The 13,544-nt window shown below is 67.2% G+C and carries 15 protein-coding genes; 11 read left to right on the top strand and 4 right to left on the bottom strand.

Annotated elements, in window-relative coordinates:
- The first annotated feature begins 6 nt into the window (after nt 1–6).
- From WBR68_RS17505 to WBR68_RS17490, 4 genes are read left to right on the top strand one after another with little or no spacing between them, the layout of a single operon-like run.
- Nucleotides 7–1,350 (top strand): aromatic ring-hydroxylating dioxygenase subunit alpha, encoded by a 1,344-nt coding sequence (locus WBR68_RS17505; protein ID WP_230694846.1) that lies wholly within the window; start codon nt 7–9, stop codon nt 1,348–1,350.
- Nucleotides 1,341–1,874 carry an aromatic-ring-hydroxylating dioxygenase subunit beta gene (locus tag WBR68_RS17500; RefSeq protein ID WP_050447067.1) on the top strand — a complete coding sequence of 178 codons (534 nt, stop codon included), beginning with the start codon at nt 1,341–1,343 and terminating at the stop codon, nt 1,872–1,874. Before WBR68_RS17505 ends, WBR68_RS17500 begins: the two co-directional genes overlap by 10 nt.
- Nucleotides 1,874–2,482: a cysteine hydrolase family protein gene (locus tag WBR68_RS17495; RefSeq protein WP_050447068.1), complete on the top strand. Its 609-nt coding sequence runs from the start codon at nt 1,874–1,876 to the stop codon at nt 2,480–2,482. The genes WBR68_RS17500 and WBR68_RS17495 overlap by 1 nt, the downstream gene beginning before the upstream one ends.
- A 13-nt stretch (nt 2,483–2,495) precedes the next feature.
- Complete coding sequence (locus WBR68_RS17490; RefSeq protein ID WP_050447070.1) at nt 2,496–3,302, top strand: SDR family oxidoreductase; 807 nt, start codon at nt 2,496–2,498, stop codon at nt 3,300–3,302.
- A 37-nt stretch (nt 3,303–3,339) separates the two neighbouring features.
- On the opposite strand, the gene WBR68_RS17485 is transcribed toward WBR68_RS17490, so the two are convergent.
- Complete coding sequence (locus WBR68_RS17485; RefSeq protein WP_230694845.1) at nt 3,340–5,130, bottom strand: DUF342 domain-containing protein; 1,791 nt, start codon at nt 5,128–5,130, stop codon at nt 3,340–3,342.
- A 245-nt stretch (nt 5,131–5,375) separates the two neighbouring features.
- On the opposite strand from WBR68_RS17485, the gene WBR68_RS17480 reads away from it, so the two are divergent.
- On the top strand, nt 5,376–6,143 hold the full coding sequence (locus WBR68_RS17480) for a lytic transglycosylase domain-containing protein (protein WP_127183383.1): 768 nt from the start codon (nt 5,376–5,378) through the stop codon (nt 6,141–6,143).
- Between the two features lie 59 nt (nt 6,144–6,202).
- Here WBR68_RS17480 and hemL read toward each other — a convergent pair whose 3' ends face one another.
- From hemL to WBR68_RS17465, 3 genes are read right to left on the bottom strand one after another with little or no spacing between them, the layout of a single operon-like run.
- Complete coding sequence (hemL, locus tag WBR68_RS17475) at nt 6,203–7,480, bottom strand: glutamate-1-semialdehyde 2,1-aminomutase (RefSeq protein WP_050447072.1); 1,278 nt, start codon at nt 7,478–7,480, stop codon at nt 6,203–6,205.
- A gap of 5 nt (nt 7,481–7,485) precedes the next feature.
- Nucleotides 7,486–8,151 (bottom strand): thiamine phosphate synthase, encoded by a 666-nt coding sequence (gene thiE, locus WBR68_RS17470; protein ID WP_050447073.1) that lies wholly within the window; start codon nt 8,149–8,151, stop codon nt 7,486–7,488.
- The gene (locus tag WBR68_RS17465; RefSeq protein WP_127183384.1) at nt 8,148–8,957 is read right to left on the bottom strand and encodes a hydroxymethylpyrimidine/phosphomethylpyrimidine kinase; all 810 of its coding nucleotides are present in this window, start codon (nt 8,955–8,957) and stop codon (nt 8,148–8,150) included. The genes thiE and WBR68_RS17465 overlap by 4 nt, the downstream gene beginning before the upstream one ends.
- Before the next feature lie 162 nt (nt 8,958–9,119).
- Between WBR68_RS17465 and WBR68_RS17460 the strand changes: the two genes are divergently transcribed.
- From WBR68_RS17460 to WBR68_RS17435, 6 genes are all read left to right on the top strand, one after another.
- Nucleotides 9,120–9,284 (top strand): rubredoxin, encoded by a 165-nt coding sequence (locus WBR68_RS17460; RefSeq protein ID WP_003814980.1) that lies wholly within the window; start codon nt 9,120–9,122, stop codon nt 9,282–9,284.
- A gap of 148 nt (nt 9,285–9,432) precedes the next feature.
- Entirely contained in the window at nt 9,433–10,020 is a 588-nt protein-coding gene (locus WBR68_RS17455) for a YqgE/AlgH family protein (RefSeq protein ID WP_050447075.1), read from the top strand.
- Entirely contained in the window at nt 10,013–10,414 is a 402-nt protein-coding gene (gene ruvX, locus WBR68_RS17450) for a Holliday junction resolvase RuvX (protein WP_050447168.1), read from the top strand. The genes WBR68_RS17455 and ruvX overlap by 8 nt, the downstream gene beginning before the upstream one ends.
- A gap of 22 nt (nt 10,415–10,436) precedes the next feature.
- A complete protein-coding gene (locus WBR68_RS17445) occupies nt 10,437–11,462 on the top strand; it encodes an aspartate carbamoyltransferase (protein ID WP_230694844.1) in 1,026 nt (341 codons plus the stop codon).
- Complete coding sequence (locus tag WBR68_RS17440; protein WP_230694843.1) at nt 11,459–12,796, top strand: dihydroorotase; 1,338 nt, start codon at nt 11,459–11,461, stop codon at nt 12,794–12,796. The genes WBR68_RS17445 and WBR68_RS17440 overlap by 4 nt, the downstream gene beginning before the upstream one ends.
- Nucleotides 12,793–13,533 (top strand): lysophospholipid acyltransferase family protein, encoded by a 741-nt coding sequence (locus WBR68_RS17435; RefSeq protein WP_050447078.1) that lies wholly within the window; start codon nt 12,793–12,795, stop codon nt 13,531–13,533. Before WBR68_RS17440 ends, WBR68_RS17435 begins: the two co-directional genes overlap by 4 nt.
- The last annotated feature ends 11 nt before the right edge of the window (nt 13,534–13,544 follow it).

Here is a 13,544-nt window from a genome sequence, read left to right as displayed (position 1 = left end):
CACCCCATGTCTTACACCGACGAACAACTGTCCGCGATGGTGCGCGGCGACAGCGTGCACCGCGGCGTCTACACCGACCCCGCCATCTTCGACCTGGAAATGCAGCGCATCTATGGCCGCGCCTGGATCTACGTGGGTCATGAAAGCCAAGTGCCCAAGACGGGCGACTATCACACCACCCGCGTGGGCGACCAGGACGTGCTGATGGTGCGCGCGTCCGATGGCCGTGTGCACGTGTTGTACAACCGCTGCCCGCACAAGGGCGCCAAGGTGGTGGCGGACGGCGAAGGCTGCGTGGGCAAGTTCTTTCGCTGCCCCTACCACGCCTGGACCTTCAAGCTGGACGGCAGCCATTTGGGCGTGCCGCTCAAGCAAGGGCTGGAAGGCACGTCCTACGACCCCACCGACCCCACGTTTTCGATGCGCCGCCTGGCGCGCGTGGAAAGCTATCGCGGTTTCGTGTTCGCCAGCCAGGCCAAGGAAGGCCCGGCGCTGGTCGACTTCCTGGGCGGCGTGCGCTCGTCCATCGACAACCTGTGCGACCGCTCGCCGGTAGGCGAGGTGGAAGTGGCGGGTGGCATCTTCCGCGTGATGCAACGGTCGAACTGGAAGGTGTTCTACGAAAACCTGCACGACACCATGCACGCCCGCGTTACGCATGAATCGTCCTATGCCGCCGCGCGCGACGAAGCCAAGGAAATGGGCGAAATGCCGCTTGAGCTGCACATCATGGACGGCAACGGCGAGCCCTACGAATTCTGGGAAAAGCTGGAACTGCGCGCCTACGAAAATGGCCATGGCTATATGGAAGGCATCTTCAACCCGGGCGCCGCCGAACGCGACCCCGTCTCGCGCGCGCATTTCGAAACGTTGACCGCCGCCTATGGCGAGGAACGCGCCCGCGAAATCCTGGGCATGAACCGACACAACACGGTCATCTACGGCAGCGGTTCGCCGCATACGGTGTTTCAGCAGTTCCGCGTGATCCGCCCGATTGCCGTGGATCGCACGTTGATCGAGATCCAGACCTTCCGCTGCAAGCGCGCGCCCGACGGCGTGTTCAAGCGCGCGATGCTGTATGCCAACGTCATCAACTCGCCGTCGTCCAACGTCATGCCCGACGACATCGAACTCTACAACCGCTGCCAGGAAGGCAACGCCACGCGCGGCGGGGAATGGGTCAGCATGCACCGCTACCACGGCAGCGACCGCAGCGACGCCGACGGCATGGTGTCGGTCAACGGCACCAGCGAACTGCCCATGCGCAACCAGTTCCACGCATGGAAGACCTATATGGAAGCCGGCGCCGCGTCGAACGTGCCCGCCACGGGAGAAGGCGCATGCTGCTAGACCTGGATTTCGATGTCGGCACGGCCGACCTGGCACCCGCCGAGGTGCCCGCCGACGCCTATCACCGCATCGCGCAGTTTCTGTACCGCGAGGCGCGGCTGCTGGACGAGCGGCGCTACGACGACTGGCAGGCGCTGTGGACGCAAGACGGCATGTACTGGATGCCGCGCGTGCACGGCCAGCAAAGCCCGTATGACCATATTTCGCTGTTCTGGGAAGACCGCATGTTGCGCGACGTGCGCATCCGCCGCCTGGAACACCCGCGCAATTGGTCGCAGCAGCCGCCCACGCGTAGCGTGCGCCTGGTGGGTGGGGTGCAGGTGGAAGGCGTGGACGCGGGCGGCAACCTGGTGGTGCATTCCGCCTTCCAGATGACCGAATGGCGCAAGCGCCAACCCCGCCAACTGGCCGGCCGCTACACGCACAAGCTGGCGGCCGATGGGGATAGCTGGCGCATCCGCATGAAGCGTGTCGATCTCGTCAATTGCGATGGCGTGCATGACGTGTTCGAGGTGTTTGTCTGATGACGACGGACACCGCGGTGCTGGCGCTGCACTATCAGAACGACGTGCTGCATCCGGACGGCAAGATCCGCGTCGGGCTGGACGCCGACAAGGGCGCGCGTCAGCGTCTGTTGGATAGCGCCGCCGCCTTGCTGGAAGGCGCGCGCGCGCAGGCGATCCCCATCGTGCATGTGCGCATCGCCTTCCGTCCGGACTACGCCGACCTGCTGGCCAACTGCGCCATCTTTCGCAACGTGGCGTCCATTGGCGCGGTGCCGGAAGGGCAGTGGGGCAGCGAGTTCTACGACGGCTTGCAGCCCTTGGCCGGGAGCCCGCGCGAGTTCATCGTGAAGCACACGCGCATCAGCGCGTTCTACGGCACGCCGCTGGAAGAAACGCTGCGGGTGATTGGCGCGCGCCGCTTGGTGGTGGCGGGCGTGGCCACGCATTCCGTGGTGGAAGGCACGGTGCGCCACGCCGCCGACATCGGTTTTGACGTAATGGTGGCCGAGGACGCCTGCGCCTCCGCCGACCCGGCGGTGCACGAGGCCTCGCTGGCCAGCATGCGCCTGATTGCGCAAACCGGCTCGGTGGCGCAAGCGGTGCGCTGGGCCGCCGCGCCGCATTGATCAAGGATCACTCATGGATTTTTCAGGCTTTCCCGGCTTGGCCGGCAAGACCGCCATCATCACCGGCAGCACGCAGGGCCTGGGCGCCGACATCGCGCGTGGCCTGGCCGCCGCCGGCGCCAATGTGGTGCTGGTGGGGCGCAACGCGCAAGCGGGCCAGGCGCTGGAACAGGAACTTGACGGACGCGCGCTCTATTGCGAAACCGACATCGGCAGCGACGCGCAGATCCAACGCTGCATCGACGCCACGCTGGCGCGCTTTGGCCGCCTGGACATCCTGGTGAACAACGCGTGTCAGTATGCCGACCGGGGGTTGGCCTCCACCCGCGAAGAATGGCACGCCACGCTGGACACGAATCTGGTGTCGGCCGCCATCTTCACGCAGTTGGCCGCGCCGCATCTGCCGCGCGGCGGGGTGGTGGTCAACATGGGCAGCACTGGCGGCAAGTTCGGCGCGGCGGGGCGCGCGCTGTATCCAGCGTCCAAGGCGGCCATGTTGCAGATCACCAAGAATTTCGCGGTGGAACTGGCGCCGGCTGGCGTGCGCGTGTTGGCGGTGTCGCCGGCGTGGACCTGGTCGCCGTCGGTGGAACAGTTGTCAGGCGGCTCGCGCCAGGCGGCGGATGCCGTGGGGGCGCACTTTCATCCGCTGGGGCGGGTGGGGTCGGGCGAAGAAATCGCCGCCGCCGTGTGCTTTGCGTGTTCGGATGCGGCGTCCTGGATGACGGGAGTGGACATCCCCGTGGACGGCGGCTTTTCCATCCTGGGGCCAGACCGCGGCATTTCGCCGCGCGTCTGGTTCAAGGAACTGGCGCCTTGATTCCCCGCGCGCCCGCCCGCGAGGGCAGGGCGCGGCCTTAGCGAATGACGATCTCGCCTTCTTCCAGCCCGGCCTTGCCGCCGATCTGGTCTTCCAGGAATTCCTGCATCTTGTTGCCGAGTTGAATCTTCACGCCGCTGCAAAAGCGCCGCGTGGCGGCGATGGTGGCGGTGTGCAGTGGTTGCAGGTCGCGCACCAATTGGGCTTCTTCTTCGTCCAGCGCCAGCAAGTCGCTGCCCAGCTTCATATGGGTATTGCGGGCGCGTTCCACCACGTCGCCAGGCGCGCGCTGCGGGTTGGCCTGCAGGAACATCAGCAGTTGCTCCAGCTTGGCCTTTTCCTCGTTCATCTTCAGGCGCTTGCGTGTCAATGCCGAGCGCTTGATGTCGGCATGCGGATCCAGGCCGGCCTGCACCAGCGTGGGTATGCCCGAGGGAGACCCGATGGTGCCGGCGCGCACGGCGTTCAGCGCGCGGATCTGGCCGCCCGTGATGGCGCTTTGTTGCGTGTTGGGCGGGCCGACGTTGACGCTGCCGCCCGCCGCAATGCTGCTCTGGCGGATCTCGCGTTCAACGTCCACGTCCTGCCCGGCGCTGATGATGGCGTTTTCAATGAACTTGGCGCGCAGCATGCCGCCACAGACGATGTGAGCGGTGCGCGCGGTGGCGGCGGGGTCTTGCAAGGCTTCGGCCATGCCGATGATGCCGCCTTTGACCGTGACGCTGCCGCCGGCTTCCACCAGCGCCGCCTCGATGGTGCCGTTGACCACCACGTCGCCCGTCACGCGCACTTCCATGGTGGCGGCGATGTCGCCGCGCACCTGCAGCGAGCCTTCAAAGGTGATGTTGCCGGTGGACAGGTTGACGGCATCTACCTCGACCATCGGGTTCACCTGCACGCCGTGGCTGACCAGCGTGGGCGTGCCGGCGATGGTGGCGCGCAGCAGCAGCGGGTCTTCGGGGTCCACGGCGACGCCGCTTACGTCCTTGGAGAAGGGCGTGTCGGGCAGTTCTTCCGGCATCACCGGTTCGCCCAGCACGTTGACGCCGTCCACGCCGGGCAGGGGCGGGTACCGGCGCATCAGGGGCGTGCCCGGCGACACCAGCAGCAGGCTGCCCAGGTCGCGGTAGTCCACCTGGGCCAGTTCGTCGATTTCCTGCGCGCGCGGCTTGAGGCGGTCCAGCAGGCTTTCGAAACGGGTGGGGGTGCCGCGGGTGGGCGGCGTGCCTTGGGCAATGACGACGGTGTCGCCGCTGCCCTTTTCCACGGCCTCGGCCAGTGCCTGTTCCTGCACGCCATGCACAATGCCTCGGTCGGCTACGGCCTGGCGCAGCGTGTCCAGGGTGACGGGTTGCCCGCCCCGGGGCGGGTGCAGCGTCAGCAGCGCGGTCATGCGGTCGGGGTCGAGCTCCAGCTCGAACGAGCCATCCATCACCTGGCCGACCGGAAACTGAATCGGTTCGGCGGTGCTGCGGCAACGGTCGATGAAGGCCAGCACGGCGTGGTTGTCCAGCGCCTCGGCGCTCCAGCCTTGGGCGACAGCGGCGGTAGTCAGCGTTTCCCAACTGGGAATGTCGGTGTTGATGATGGGGGCTGCCCCAGCCAGGGCTTCCTCAGGGAGGGCTTCCTCCAGGAGGGCTGCCCCATCGCTGTCCGCGTCGGCTTCCCGGGCATCGTCGCCGCTGTTGTCCGCATCCGCTGCACTGGCCGCGGGAGAAGGGGCCGGGGGCGCAGGGTCGGGGTCGGGGCGCGGCGGGGGCGTGTAAATTGCCGACAGGACGTTGGTGCTGGCGTCCAGCACCAGCTGCAACGTGTTTTCTGCGTCCATCTTTGCCTCTCCCAGCCTGGCACGAGCGGCCAGGTTCAATCATTTGGTAAATAAACGAAATATTGCGACATATTAGCCTAGTCGTCCGCCGTATGCCCTAGGTAAGTCCCCGATGTTTTCGAAGTTTTCCGGGGGCGGCCAGGGCGGGGTCAGGACTAGGACGTAGGACCGAGCGACAAACCGATTTGATCGCCGCAGCATAGGGGCTCGCCAACGCGTCTTCGGACGCCGCCGGAGCCCCAACCATGGACCCACGACACCGAGGTAACCCGCCAACGTACTCCGCCTTCTTTTGCGCCCTGTTGGCGCGCACCGGCGGCTTGGCGATGTTGATGGCGCTTGTGGCGGGTGCGCTGGCGCTGGCGCCCGCAAGCCCCGCACAGGCCGCCGAAGTCTACCGCTACAAAGACCCCTATGGCGTCTGGCGGGTCATGAAAGTGCCCACGGGCTATGCCAAGCATTACAAGCGGGCGCAGGCGCGCACGGCCTGGCGCCGTAACACCACCACCAAGGTCTGTCTGGAATGTGCACCAAAGCAGGGCGACGGTGCGCGGCTGGCCACGCTGGCGCCGACGGCCCGGGCGCAACGCTGGGGTGAGATCAAGCTGCCCACCGCGCATGACAGCCTGATCGAGCGGGCCGCCAAGGATTCCGGCGTGGACCGGGCCTTGCTGACGGCTGTCATCGCGATCGAGTCCGGTTTTCGCAGCGACGCGCGCTCGCCCAAGGGCGCGCTGGGGTTGATGCAGTTGATGCCGGCCACGGCGGCGGCGGTGCTGGCGGTGGATGATATTGAACGCGCGCTGGTGGACCCGGCGACCAATGTGAAGGCGGGTTCGCGCCATTTACGTCGGCTGATCGACCAATACCCTGGCCGGCTGGACCTGGCGCTGGCGGCGTACAACGCGGGCGAGGGGGCGGTGCGCAAATACGATGCGGTGCCGCCGTATGCCGAAACCCAGGCGTATGTCAGGGACGTGACCGCCCTGTACGAACAGTACAAGACGCCCTGAGGAGGGCGTTCTGGGTGGTGGGGTTTTGAGGGGATCCCCCAGCAGGGCCCCCCAGCCGCTTACATCGCGGCGAAGACCTTTTCGGCGATGTCCAGTGTGGACTTGATCACCGCGTCGTCGTGCGTGGCCGACACGAAGCCGGCTTCGAACGCGGACGGCGCGAAGTGCACGCCGTGGTCCAGCATGGCATGGAAGAAGCGATTGAACGCCGCCGTGTCGCACTTGGAGACCTCGGCGAACGAAGTGGGCACCGTGTTGCTGAAATAGATGCCGAACATGCCGCCCACCGAATCGGCCGAAAAAGCCAGGCCGGCGGCGCGCGCGCGTTCTTGCAGGCCCTGGGCCAGCTTGGCGGTTTGCGCCGACAGCTTGTCGTAAAAGCCGGGCGCGGCAATCAGGCGCAGCGTGGCCAGGCCGGCGGCCACGGCCACCGGGTTGCCGGACAAGGTGCCCGCCTGGTACACGCCACCCAGCGGGGCGATGTGCTTCATGACTTCAACGCTGCCACCGAACGCGCCCACCGGCATGCCGCCACCAATCACTTTCGCCAGCGTGGTGATGTCCGGCTTCACGCCGGTCAGCCCTTGCACGCCTTGCGGACCCACGCGGAAACCCGTCATGACTTCGTCAAAAATCAGCAGCGCTCCGTGCTGCGTGCAGACTTCGCGCAGGCCTTCCAGGAAGCCGGCCGTGGGCTTGATCAGGTTCATGTTGCCGGCGACGGGCTCGACGATGATGCAGGCGATGTCGGCGCCGTGCTGGGCGAAGGCCTCGCGCACCGCATCCAGATTGTTGTATTCCAGGGTCAGCGTGTGCGACACGAATTCGGGCGGCACGCCGGCCGAGCTGGGGTTGCCGAAGGTCAGCAGGCCCGAGCCCGCCTTGACCAGCAGGCTGTCGGAATGGCCGTGGTAGCAGCCTTCGAACTTCACGATCTTGGCGCGGCCGGTGGCGCCACGCGCCAGGCGGATTGCCGTCATGGTGGCTTCGGTGCCGGAACTTACCAGGCGCACCTGCTCCAGTGACGGCAGGCGCGAGATCAACACTTCGGCCAGTTCGATTTCGGCTTCGGTGGGCGCGCCGAACGACAGGCCGTTGACGGCGGCTTCCTGCACCGCGCGCACCACGTCGGGATGCGAATGGCCCAGGATGGCGGGGCCCCACGAGCCCACGTAATCGATGTACTGCTTGTCGTCCGCGTCCCACACGTACGGGCCTTGCGCGCGCTTGATGAAGCGCGGCGTGCCGCCGACTGAGCGGAAAGCGCGCACGGGCGAATTGACGCCGCCAGGGATGCTGAGGCAGGCGCGTTCAAAAAGCTGTTCGTTACGGGACATGGCGTTCAAGGCTTGCGTAAAGGGTTGACGGAATAGGGCGCGGAGCAGGCCGCCGCGGCGGCGCGGATGCTGGGCGCTTCGAAAAGGGCGGTGATGACGGCGATGGCGTCGGCGCCGGCTTGCGCCACCAGCGGCGCGTTGTCGGGCGTGATGCCGCCGATGGCCACCACGGCGGGGCGGGGCGCATCACGTTCGTCGACCAGGCGGCGGGCTTCGGTCAGCACCGACAGCGGCGCGCGCACGGTGTCGGGTTTGACGGTGGACGCGAACATGGCGCCGAAGGCGATGTAGTCGGCGCCCGCGTCCAGCAGTTCGCGGGCACGCGTCAGGTCGTCGTAGCTGGAACCGCCCAGGATCAGGTCGGGGCCGGCTTCGGCGCGGATGCGCGCCAGGCTTTCGTCGTCGCGGCCCACGTGCGCGCCGTCGGCGCCCACGTCCAGCGCCAGGCGCCAGTCGTCATTGATCAGGAACACCACGCCCAGCTCGCGGCACAGCGGCGCCAACGCGCGGGCCTGTTCGGCGCGCACCGCGTCGGGCACGTTCTTGCGCCGCAATTGCAGGGAACGCATACCGCCCTCGGCGGCCTTGCGCACGGCTTGCAGCAGGCGGTCGGTGTCGTCCCATTCAGGCGTGACGCCATACAGGCCGGCAGGAAAGCGCAAGGGTTTCATTGCGGTTGGATCCGGTTGGGAATGCGCCGGCCCATGCCCGGCAGGAAACTGGCCGCGACCGACGCATCGGCGTGCGCCAGGCCTTGGCGCACGGCCTCGGGCATGTCCAGCCCGCGCGCCAGCATGGCGGTAATGGCGGTGGCGGCCAGGCCGCCGGCATCGCCATTGCGGTCGGGCGGCGTCTGCCACGGCCAGGTGTGGGTTTGGCCGTTGGGGCCCAGCAGCACATTGGCAAAATGGCCGGGCCGCTGCGGGCTGCCCAGCACCAGCACCCACTGCGCGCCCGCCGCCACCAGGGCGTGCATGGGCGAAGGTGCGTCCCCGATATCGATGTCGCCGTCGGCGTGCCACTGCGCCAGGCGCAGGTGCTCGATGATCACCAGATCGGTCTGCGGCAGCACCAGTTCAAGCGTAGCGGCCAGGAGGTCGTCGGCCTCGTCTTCGTCGGCGGCATCGGTGGGCACCGGGGCGCGCTGGCCCAGGTGCAGCACCAGCGGCACCTGGCTGTAGTCGGCGGCCACTTGGGCTGCCACGCTGGCAGTTTCAGCGGTGTATAGTCCGCCCACCTTGATGGCCTGCACGGACATGTCTTCCAGCAGGCAGCGTGCCTGGTCGTCCAGCAGGTCGGGCGAAACGGGATGGATTTCTTCGATGCCGGCAGTGTCCTGCACGGTCAGCGCGGTCACGGCCGCCAGGCCATGGCAGCCCAGCCGGGCGCAGGTGACGGCATCCGCGGGCAAGCCGTCGGATCCCGAGGGATCGAACGGGCCGAAGACCAAAACGAGGGGGGGAGTAACGGGGGCCACGTAGACAGCGCTTGAGCTTTGAGCGGAGTACCCGGATTCATTTTGAGGTGAATCAGGGGAACCCCTATTGGGTTTCGGTAAGATTGTCCCCATTCTAATGGAAGCCCCCCACCTTTGCCCCGCCACGGGGAACCGGGTGGGGTTTTGATGTAAGAGAGAACTATGCGTACTTGGATGTGTCTGATTTGTGGCTGGGTCTATGACGAAGAGGCCGGCCTCCCCGACGAAGGCATTGCTCCCGGCACCCGCTGGGAAGACGTGCCGCCGAACTGGGTCTGTCCCGAATGCGGCGCCCGCAAAGAGGACTTTGAATTGATGGAAATCTGAACCCGACCCGCTGACCCATTCCGCCAGGGCTCGTAAGATGGGGCATGACCCCATCCCACGTAACCGAAGACGGTCTGCCGCCAGGCAAGACGGCCACGCTCGCGTGTGCGACGTCCACGGTTCTTTCAGACTACCCAAAGGGGTTGCCATGACGGAAAAACATCACGAATCCGCCGCATCGCAGGCGGCCAACTTTGCCAACCAGTTCCTGATCGCCATGCCTGGCATGGTGGAAGGCAGCCTGGCCGGCTCGGTCATCTACGTGTGCGAACACACCGAACGCGGCGCGCTGGGCCTGGTCATCAACCGGCCCACGGACCTGACCCTGGGCACCTTGTTCGAGCGCATCGAATTGACGCTTGAAATCGGCCCGGTCAAAGACACGCTGGTTTACTTCGGCGGCCCGGTCCAGACCGACCGCGGCTTCGTGCTGCACGCGCCCGCCGGCGACTACAGCTCCAGCATCAAGATGGGCGCCATGGCGCTGACCACCTCGCGCGACGTGCTGCAAGCCGTGGCCGACGGCAATGGCCCCGCCCGCATGCTGGTCACGCTGGGTTATGCCGGCTGGGGCGCTGGGCAACTGGAAAGCGAAATGGGCCAGAATGCCTGGCTCAGCGTGGGTGCCGACGACCACATCATCTTCGACGTACCCGCCGAAGACCGCTACCCCGCCGCGCTCAAGCTGCTGGGCATTGATCCGGTCATGCTGGCGGGCGATGCGGGCCATGCCTGAAGAAACACTGCTTGGTTTCGACTTTGGCGAAAAGAAAATCGGCATCGCCATCGGCAACACCCTGACGCGCCAGGCGCGCCCGCTGGAAATCATCTTCAGTGAAATCCGCGATGCGCGCTTTGGCCGCATCGCGGCGCTCTTGCAGGAATGGCAGCCCCACCGCGTGGTGGTGGGGCTGGCGCTGGATGCCGATGGCGGCGAACAGCCGGCCACCGCGCGCTGCCGGCGTTTCGCCAATCAACTGCATGGTCGTTTCGGCATCGCGGTCGAACTGGTGGACGAGCGCGGTTCCAGCATGGAAGCGCAACGCCTTCTGGGCACGCACGCCGCCGATGACGCGATGGCGGCGGCTGTTATCCTGCAACGATATCTCGACACCCTGCCTGCGGCGTAACGCGCCTGGCCCGGCTTTTTCTATGCTGAATCCGCAACTTGATCGCCGCGGCGAACTCATACATCTGCTGACAACGGAAGGGCTGCCCAAGCGCCACGTCGAGCGCTTGCTGGACGCCGCGCGTGCCTATGCGGCAGCGGACGACGCCGGTTCCCCGGCCACTCCGATGCCCGACGGGCACGCCGCGCCATGCCCCGTTTTTCTATCCCTTGGCGATGACCTTGCCGATCGCGACGCCTATGCCGCACTGGCAACGCGGTTGTCGCTCTTGCCCGTGGTGCTGGACGCGCAGGATGTGCAAACCGCGCAAAACGGGCAGCACGCACAACACGCGCCCGACGTGCATGCCCCGCCAGGCGCGCCTGCCGGCACCGCGCATGTGGGCGACGCGCTGGCCGAGACGGTGGCGCGCTTGCAGCCCGGCGTGCTGGTGTTGCGCCATGCGGCCAGCGGTGCGGCTCATTGTGCCGCTGCGCACGCTGCGCCGGGCCTGCGTGTCATCAATGCCGGTGACGGTTCGCACGCAGACCCCTTGCCCGCCTTGGCGCTGATACAGGCCATGCTGCACGCCAAGCAGGACCTGACGAATCTGGCCGTGACCTTGGTGGGCGACATCCGCCATTCGCGCCTGGCGCGGTCGGTCATCCACGCCATGACGACCCTGGGCGTGCCCGAGGTGCGTGTGGTGGCGCCCCGCACGCTGCTGCCAGAAGGCTTGCCGCAGTTGGGCGTGCGCGAATGCGCGAGCTTGCACGACGGGCTGCAAGCGGCCGACGTCATCATCGTGCTGCCCTTGCTGGTGGAACGCATCAGCGGCGCGCTACTGCCGTCCGCGCGCGAATACGCCCACCTGTATGGGCTGACACCCGTTGCGTTGGCCGCAGCCAAACCCGATGCGCTGCTCTTGCCCGGCGGCGCGCTGACCCCGGGTGTGGAAGTGGATGGCGACGTGGCCGCCGCCCTGCCGCCCGTGCAGGCGCAGTTGGCCGACCTGGAAGACCGCTTGCGCCTGGCCGCCCTGAGCGTGCTGGCCGGAGACACGCCATGAGGCTGCACATCGCCAATGGCCGCCTGATCGATCCCGCCAATGGGGTGGACGGGCAGCATGATCTTTTTCTTGCCGATGGCCGGGTGGTGGCCGTGCTGGCGGCTGGCGCCGCGCCGGATGGCTTTCAGGCGGATCGCGTGCTGGACGCGACCGGCCTGGCGGTATTGCCGGGCTTGGTGGACCTGTCCGCGCGCGTGGCGCAGCCTGGCCATGCAACGGGCCTGGCGTTCGCGCCCGCCGAGTTGCGCGCGGCATTGGCCGGCGGCGTGACGCGGCTGGTGATGCCGCCGGATTCAGATTCGGAATCGGCGCTGGACGAACCCGGCAAGGTCGACGCCTTGACGCGCCAGATGGAAGCCGGTCAGCCCCGCATTCATCCGCTGGGCGCGATGACGGTGGGCCTGGCGGGCGAGACGCTGACGGAAATGGGCCTGCTTGCGCAAGCGGGTTGCCTGGCCTATGCGCAAGGCGAGCACGGCATTGCGGATACGCGCGTGCTGTGGGGCGCGATGCGCTATGCCAGCGGGCTGGGCTACACGCTGTGGCTGCGTCCGCAGGACCCATGGCTGGCCCAGGGCGCGGTTGCCGCCAGCGGCGCCTATGCCGAACGCCTGGGCCTGGAAGGCCTGCCGCCGCAAGCCGAGACGGTGGCCCTGAACACCATCTTCGAACTGCAACGGGCCACCGGCGCGCGCGTGCACCTGACTCGCCTGTCCACCGCGCCAGGCTTGGCGTTGCTGCGCGCGGCCAGGCGCGAAGGCCTGGCGGTAACGGCCGACGTGTCGGCGCACAACCTGCACCTGACCGATGTCGATATCGGTTTCTTCGACACGCACTTCCGCCTGCGGCCGCCGCTGCGCGGCCAGCGTGATCGCGACGCCATCCAGGCGGCACTGGCTGAAGGGCTGGTCCAGGCGCTGTGCTCGGATCACACGCCTGTGGACAGGCACGGCAAGGCGGCGCCGTTTCCGCTGTCCACGCCGGGCGCAACGGCTTTGGAACTGCTGCTGCCGCTGACCTTGAAATGGGCGCGCGACCACCGCGTGCCGCTGGCCGACGCGCTGGCTCGGGTCACATCGGGTCCGGGCGCGGTGCTCAGCGGTATCGGCAGCGGCACCAGCACCAGCACCAGCAACCCCGCCGCCCAGGCCGGCCAGTTGGGCGTGGGCGCGCCCGCCGACGTCTGCGTGGTGGATCTGGATGCCGAATGGCTGGTGACGCCCACGGCGCTGCAAAGCCGCAGCCCGCATACGCCGTTCGCGGGTATGATGCTGCCCGGTCGGGTACGCGCCACCGTGGTCGGTGGCCAACTGGTCTGGGAGACCTCAGTTTGAAGCTGCTGCGCTTTGTCTTACGGCTGGCCTTGGTGCTGCCTCTGATCGTATTTGGCTTGTTTTGCGTGGGGCTCGTCTACCCCTTCATCCGCCCGCGAACGCGGGCCTGGCTGAACCGGTCGTGGTCGCGCGCGCTGATGGCGGTCTGCGGCCTGAAAGTCAGCTTCAGGGGCGACCCCCGCATGACCGGGCCGGTGCTGCTGGTGGCGAACCATGTCTCCTGGATCGACATCTTCGTCCTCAATTCCGCGCGCCCCACGTCGTTCGTCGCCAAGAGCGAGATCCGTAAATGGCCCGTGATCGGCTGGCTGGTGGCGGGGGCGGGCACGCTCTTCATCGAACGCGGCCAACGCCACGCGGTGCACGCCATGGGCGAGGCCATGCAGGCCCGCTTCAAGCTGGGCGACGCGGTGGGGCTGTTCCCGGAAGGCACGACGACGGAAGGCTTCGACCTGCTTCCCTTCCACGCCAGCCTGTTCGAACCGGCGCGTTCAGCGGCCGTGGAAATTCAACCCGTGGCCTTGCGCTTCCTGCGCGATGGCAAGCGCGACGGCTTCGCGGCGTTCGTGGGCGAAGAAAGCCTGGTGGCCAATCTGTGGCGCGTGCTGGGCGCCACGGGCTTGTCCGTCGAAGTGGTGTTTCTGCCGGTGTTGGCGGCAAGGCATCCGGATGGCAGCTTGCCGACCCGGCTTGAGCTGTCGCATCAGGCGCGCGACGCGATCCTGAGCGTGCTGTAAAGGCCTTTCCC

It is taken from the genome of Achromobacter sp. JD-1 (genome assembly GCF_038594925.1).
GTDB lineage: Bacteria > Pseudomonadota > Gammaproteobacteria > Burkholderiales > Burkholderiaceae_B > Achromobacter > Achromobacter spanius_C.
The sequence above is the reverse complement of the archived record's forward strand: the minus strand, read 5'-3'. Positions and strand labels throughout refer to the sequence as shown.

Coding starts and splice junctions, on each gene's coding strand:
- WBR68_RS17505 (WP_230694846.1), top strand. CDS start 7: ATGTCTTACACCGACGAACAACTGTCCGCGATGGTGCGCGGCGACAGC.
- WBR68_RS17500 (WP_050447067.1), top strand. CDS start 1,341: ATGCTGCTAGACCTGGATTTCGATGTCGGCACGGCCGACCTGGCACCC.
- WBR68_RS17495 (WP_050447068.1), top strand. CDS start 1,874: ATGACGACGGACACCGCGGTGCTGGCGCTGCACTATCAGAACGACGTG.
- WBR68_RS17490 (WP_050447070.1), top strand. CDS start 2,496: ATGGATTTTTCAGGCTTTCCCGGCTTGGCCGGCAAGACCGCCATCATC.
- WBR68_RS17485 (WP_230694845.1), bottom strand. CDS start 5,130: ATGGACGCAGAAAACACGTTGCAGCTGGTGCTGGACGCCAGCACCAAC.
- WBR68_RS17480 (WP_127183383.1), top strand. CDS start 5,376: ATGGACCCACGACACCGAGGTAACCCGCCAACGTACTCCGCCTTCTTT.
- hemL (WP_050447072.1), bottom strand. CDS start 7,480: ATGTCCCGTAACGAACAGCTTTTTGAACGCGCCTGCCTCAGCATCCCT.
- thiE (WP_050447073.1), bottom strand. CDS start 8,151: ATGAAACCCTTGCGCTTTCCTGCCGGCCTGTATGGCGTCACGCCTGAA.
- WBR68_RS17460 (WP_003814980.1), top strand. CDS start 9,120: ATGCGTACTTGGATGTGTCTGATTTGTGGCTGGGTCTATGACGAAGAG.
- WBR68_RS17455 (WP_050447075.1), top strand. CDS start 9,433: ATGACGGAAAAACATCACGAATCCGCCGCATCGCAGGCGGCCAACTTT.
- ruvX (WP_050447168.1), top strand. CDS start 10,013: ATGCCTGAAGAAACACTGCTTGGTTTCGACTTTGGCGAAAAGAAAATC.
- WBR68_RS17445 (WP_230694844.1), top strand. CDS start 10,437: ATGCTGAATCCGCAACTTGATCGCCGCGGCGAACTCATACATCTGCTG.
- WBR68_RS17440 (WP_230694843.1), top strand. CDS start 11,459: ATGAGGCTGCACATCGCCAATGGCCGCCTGATCGATCCCGCCAATGGG.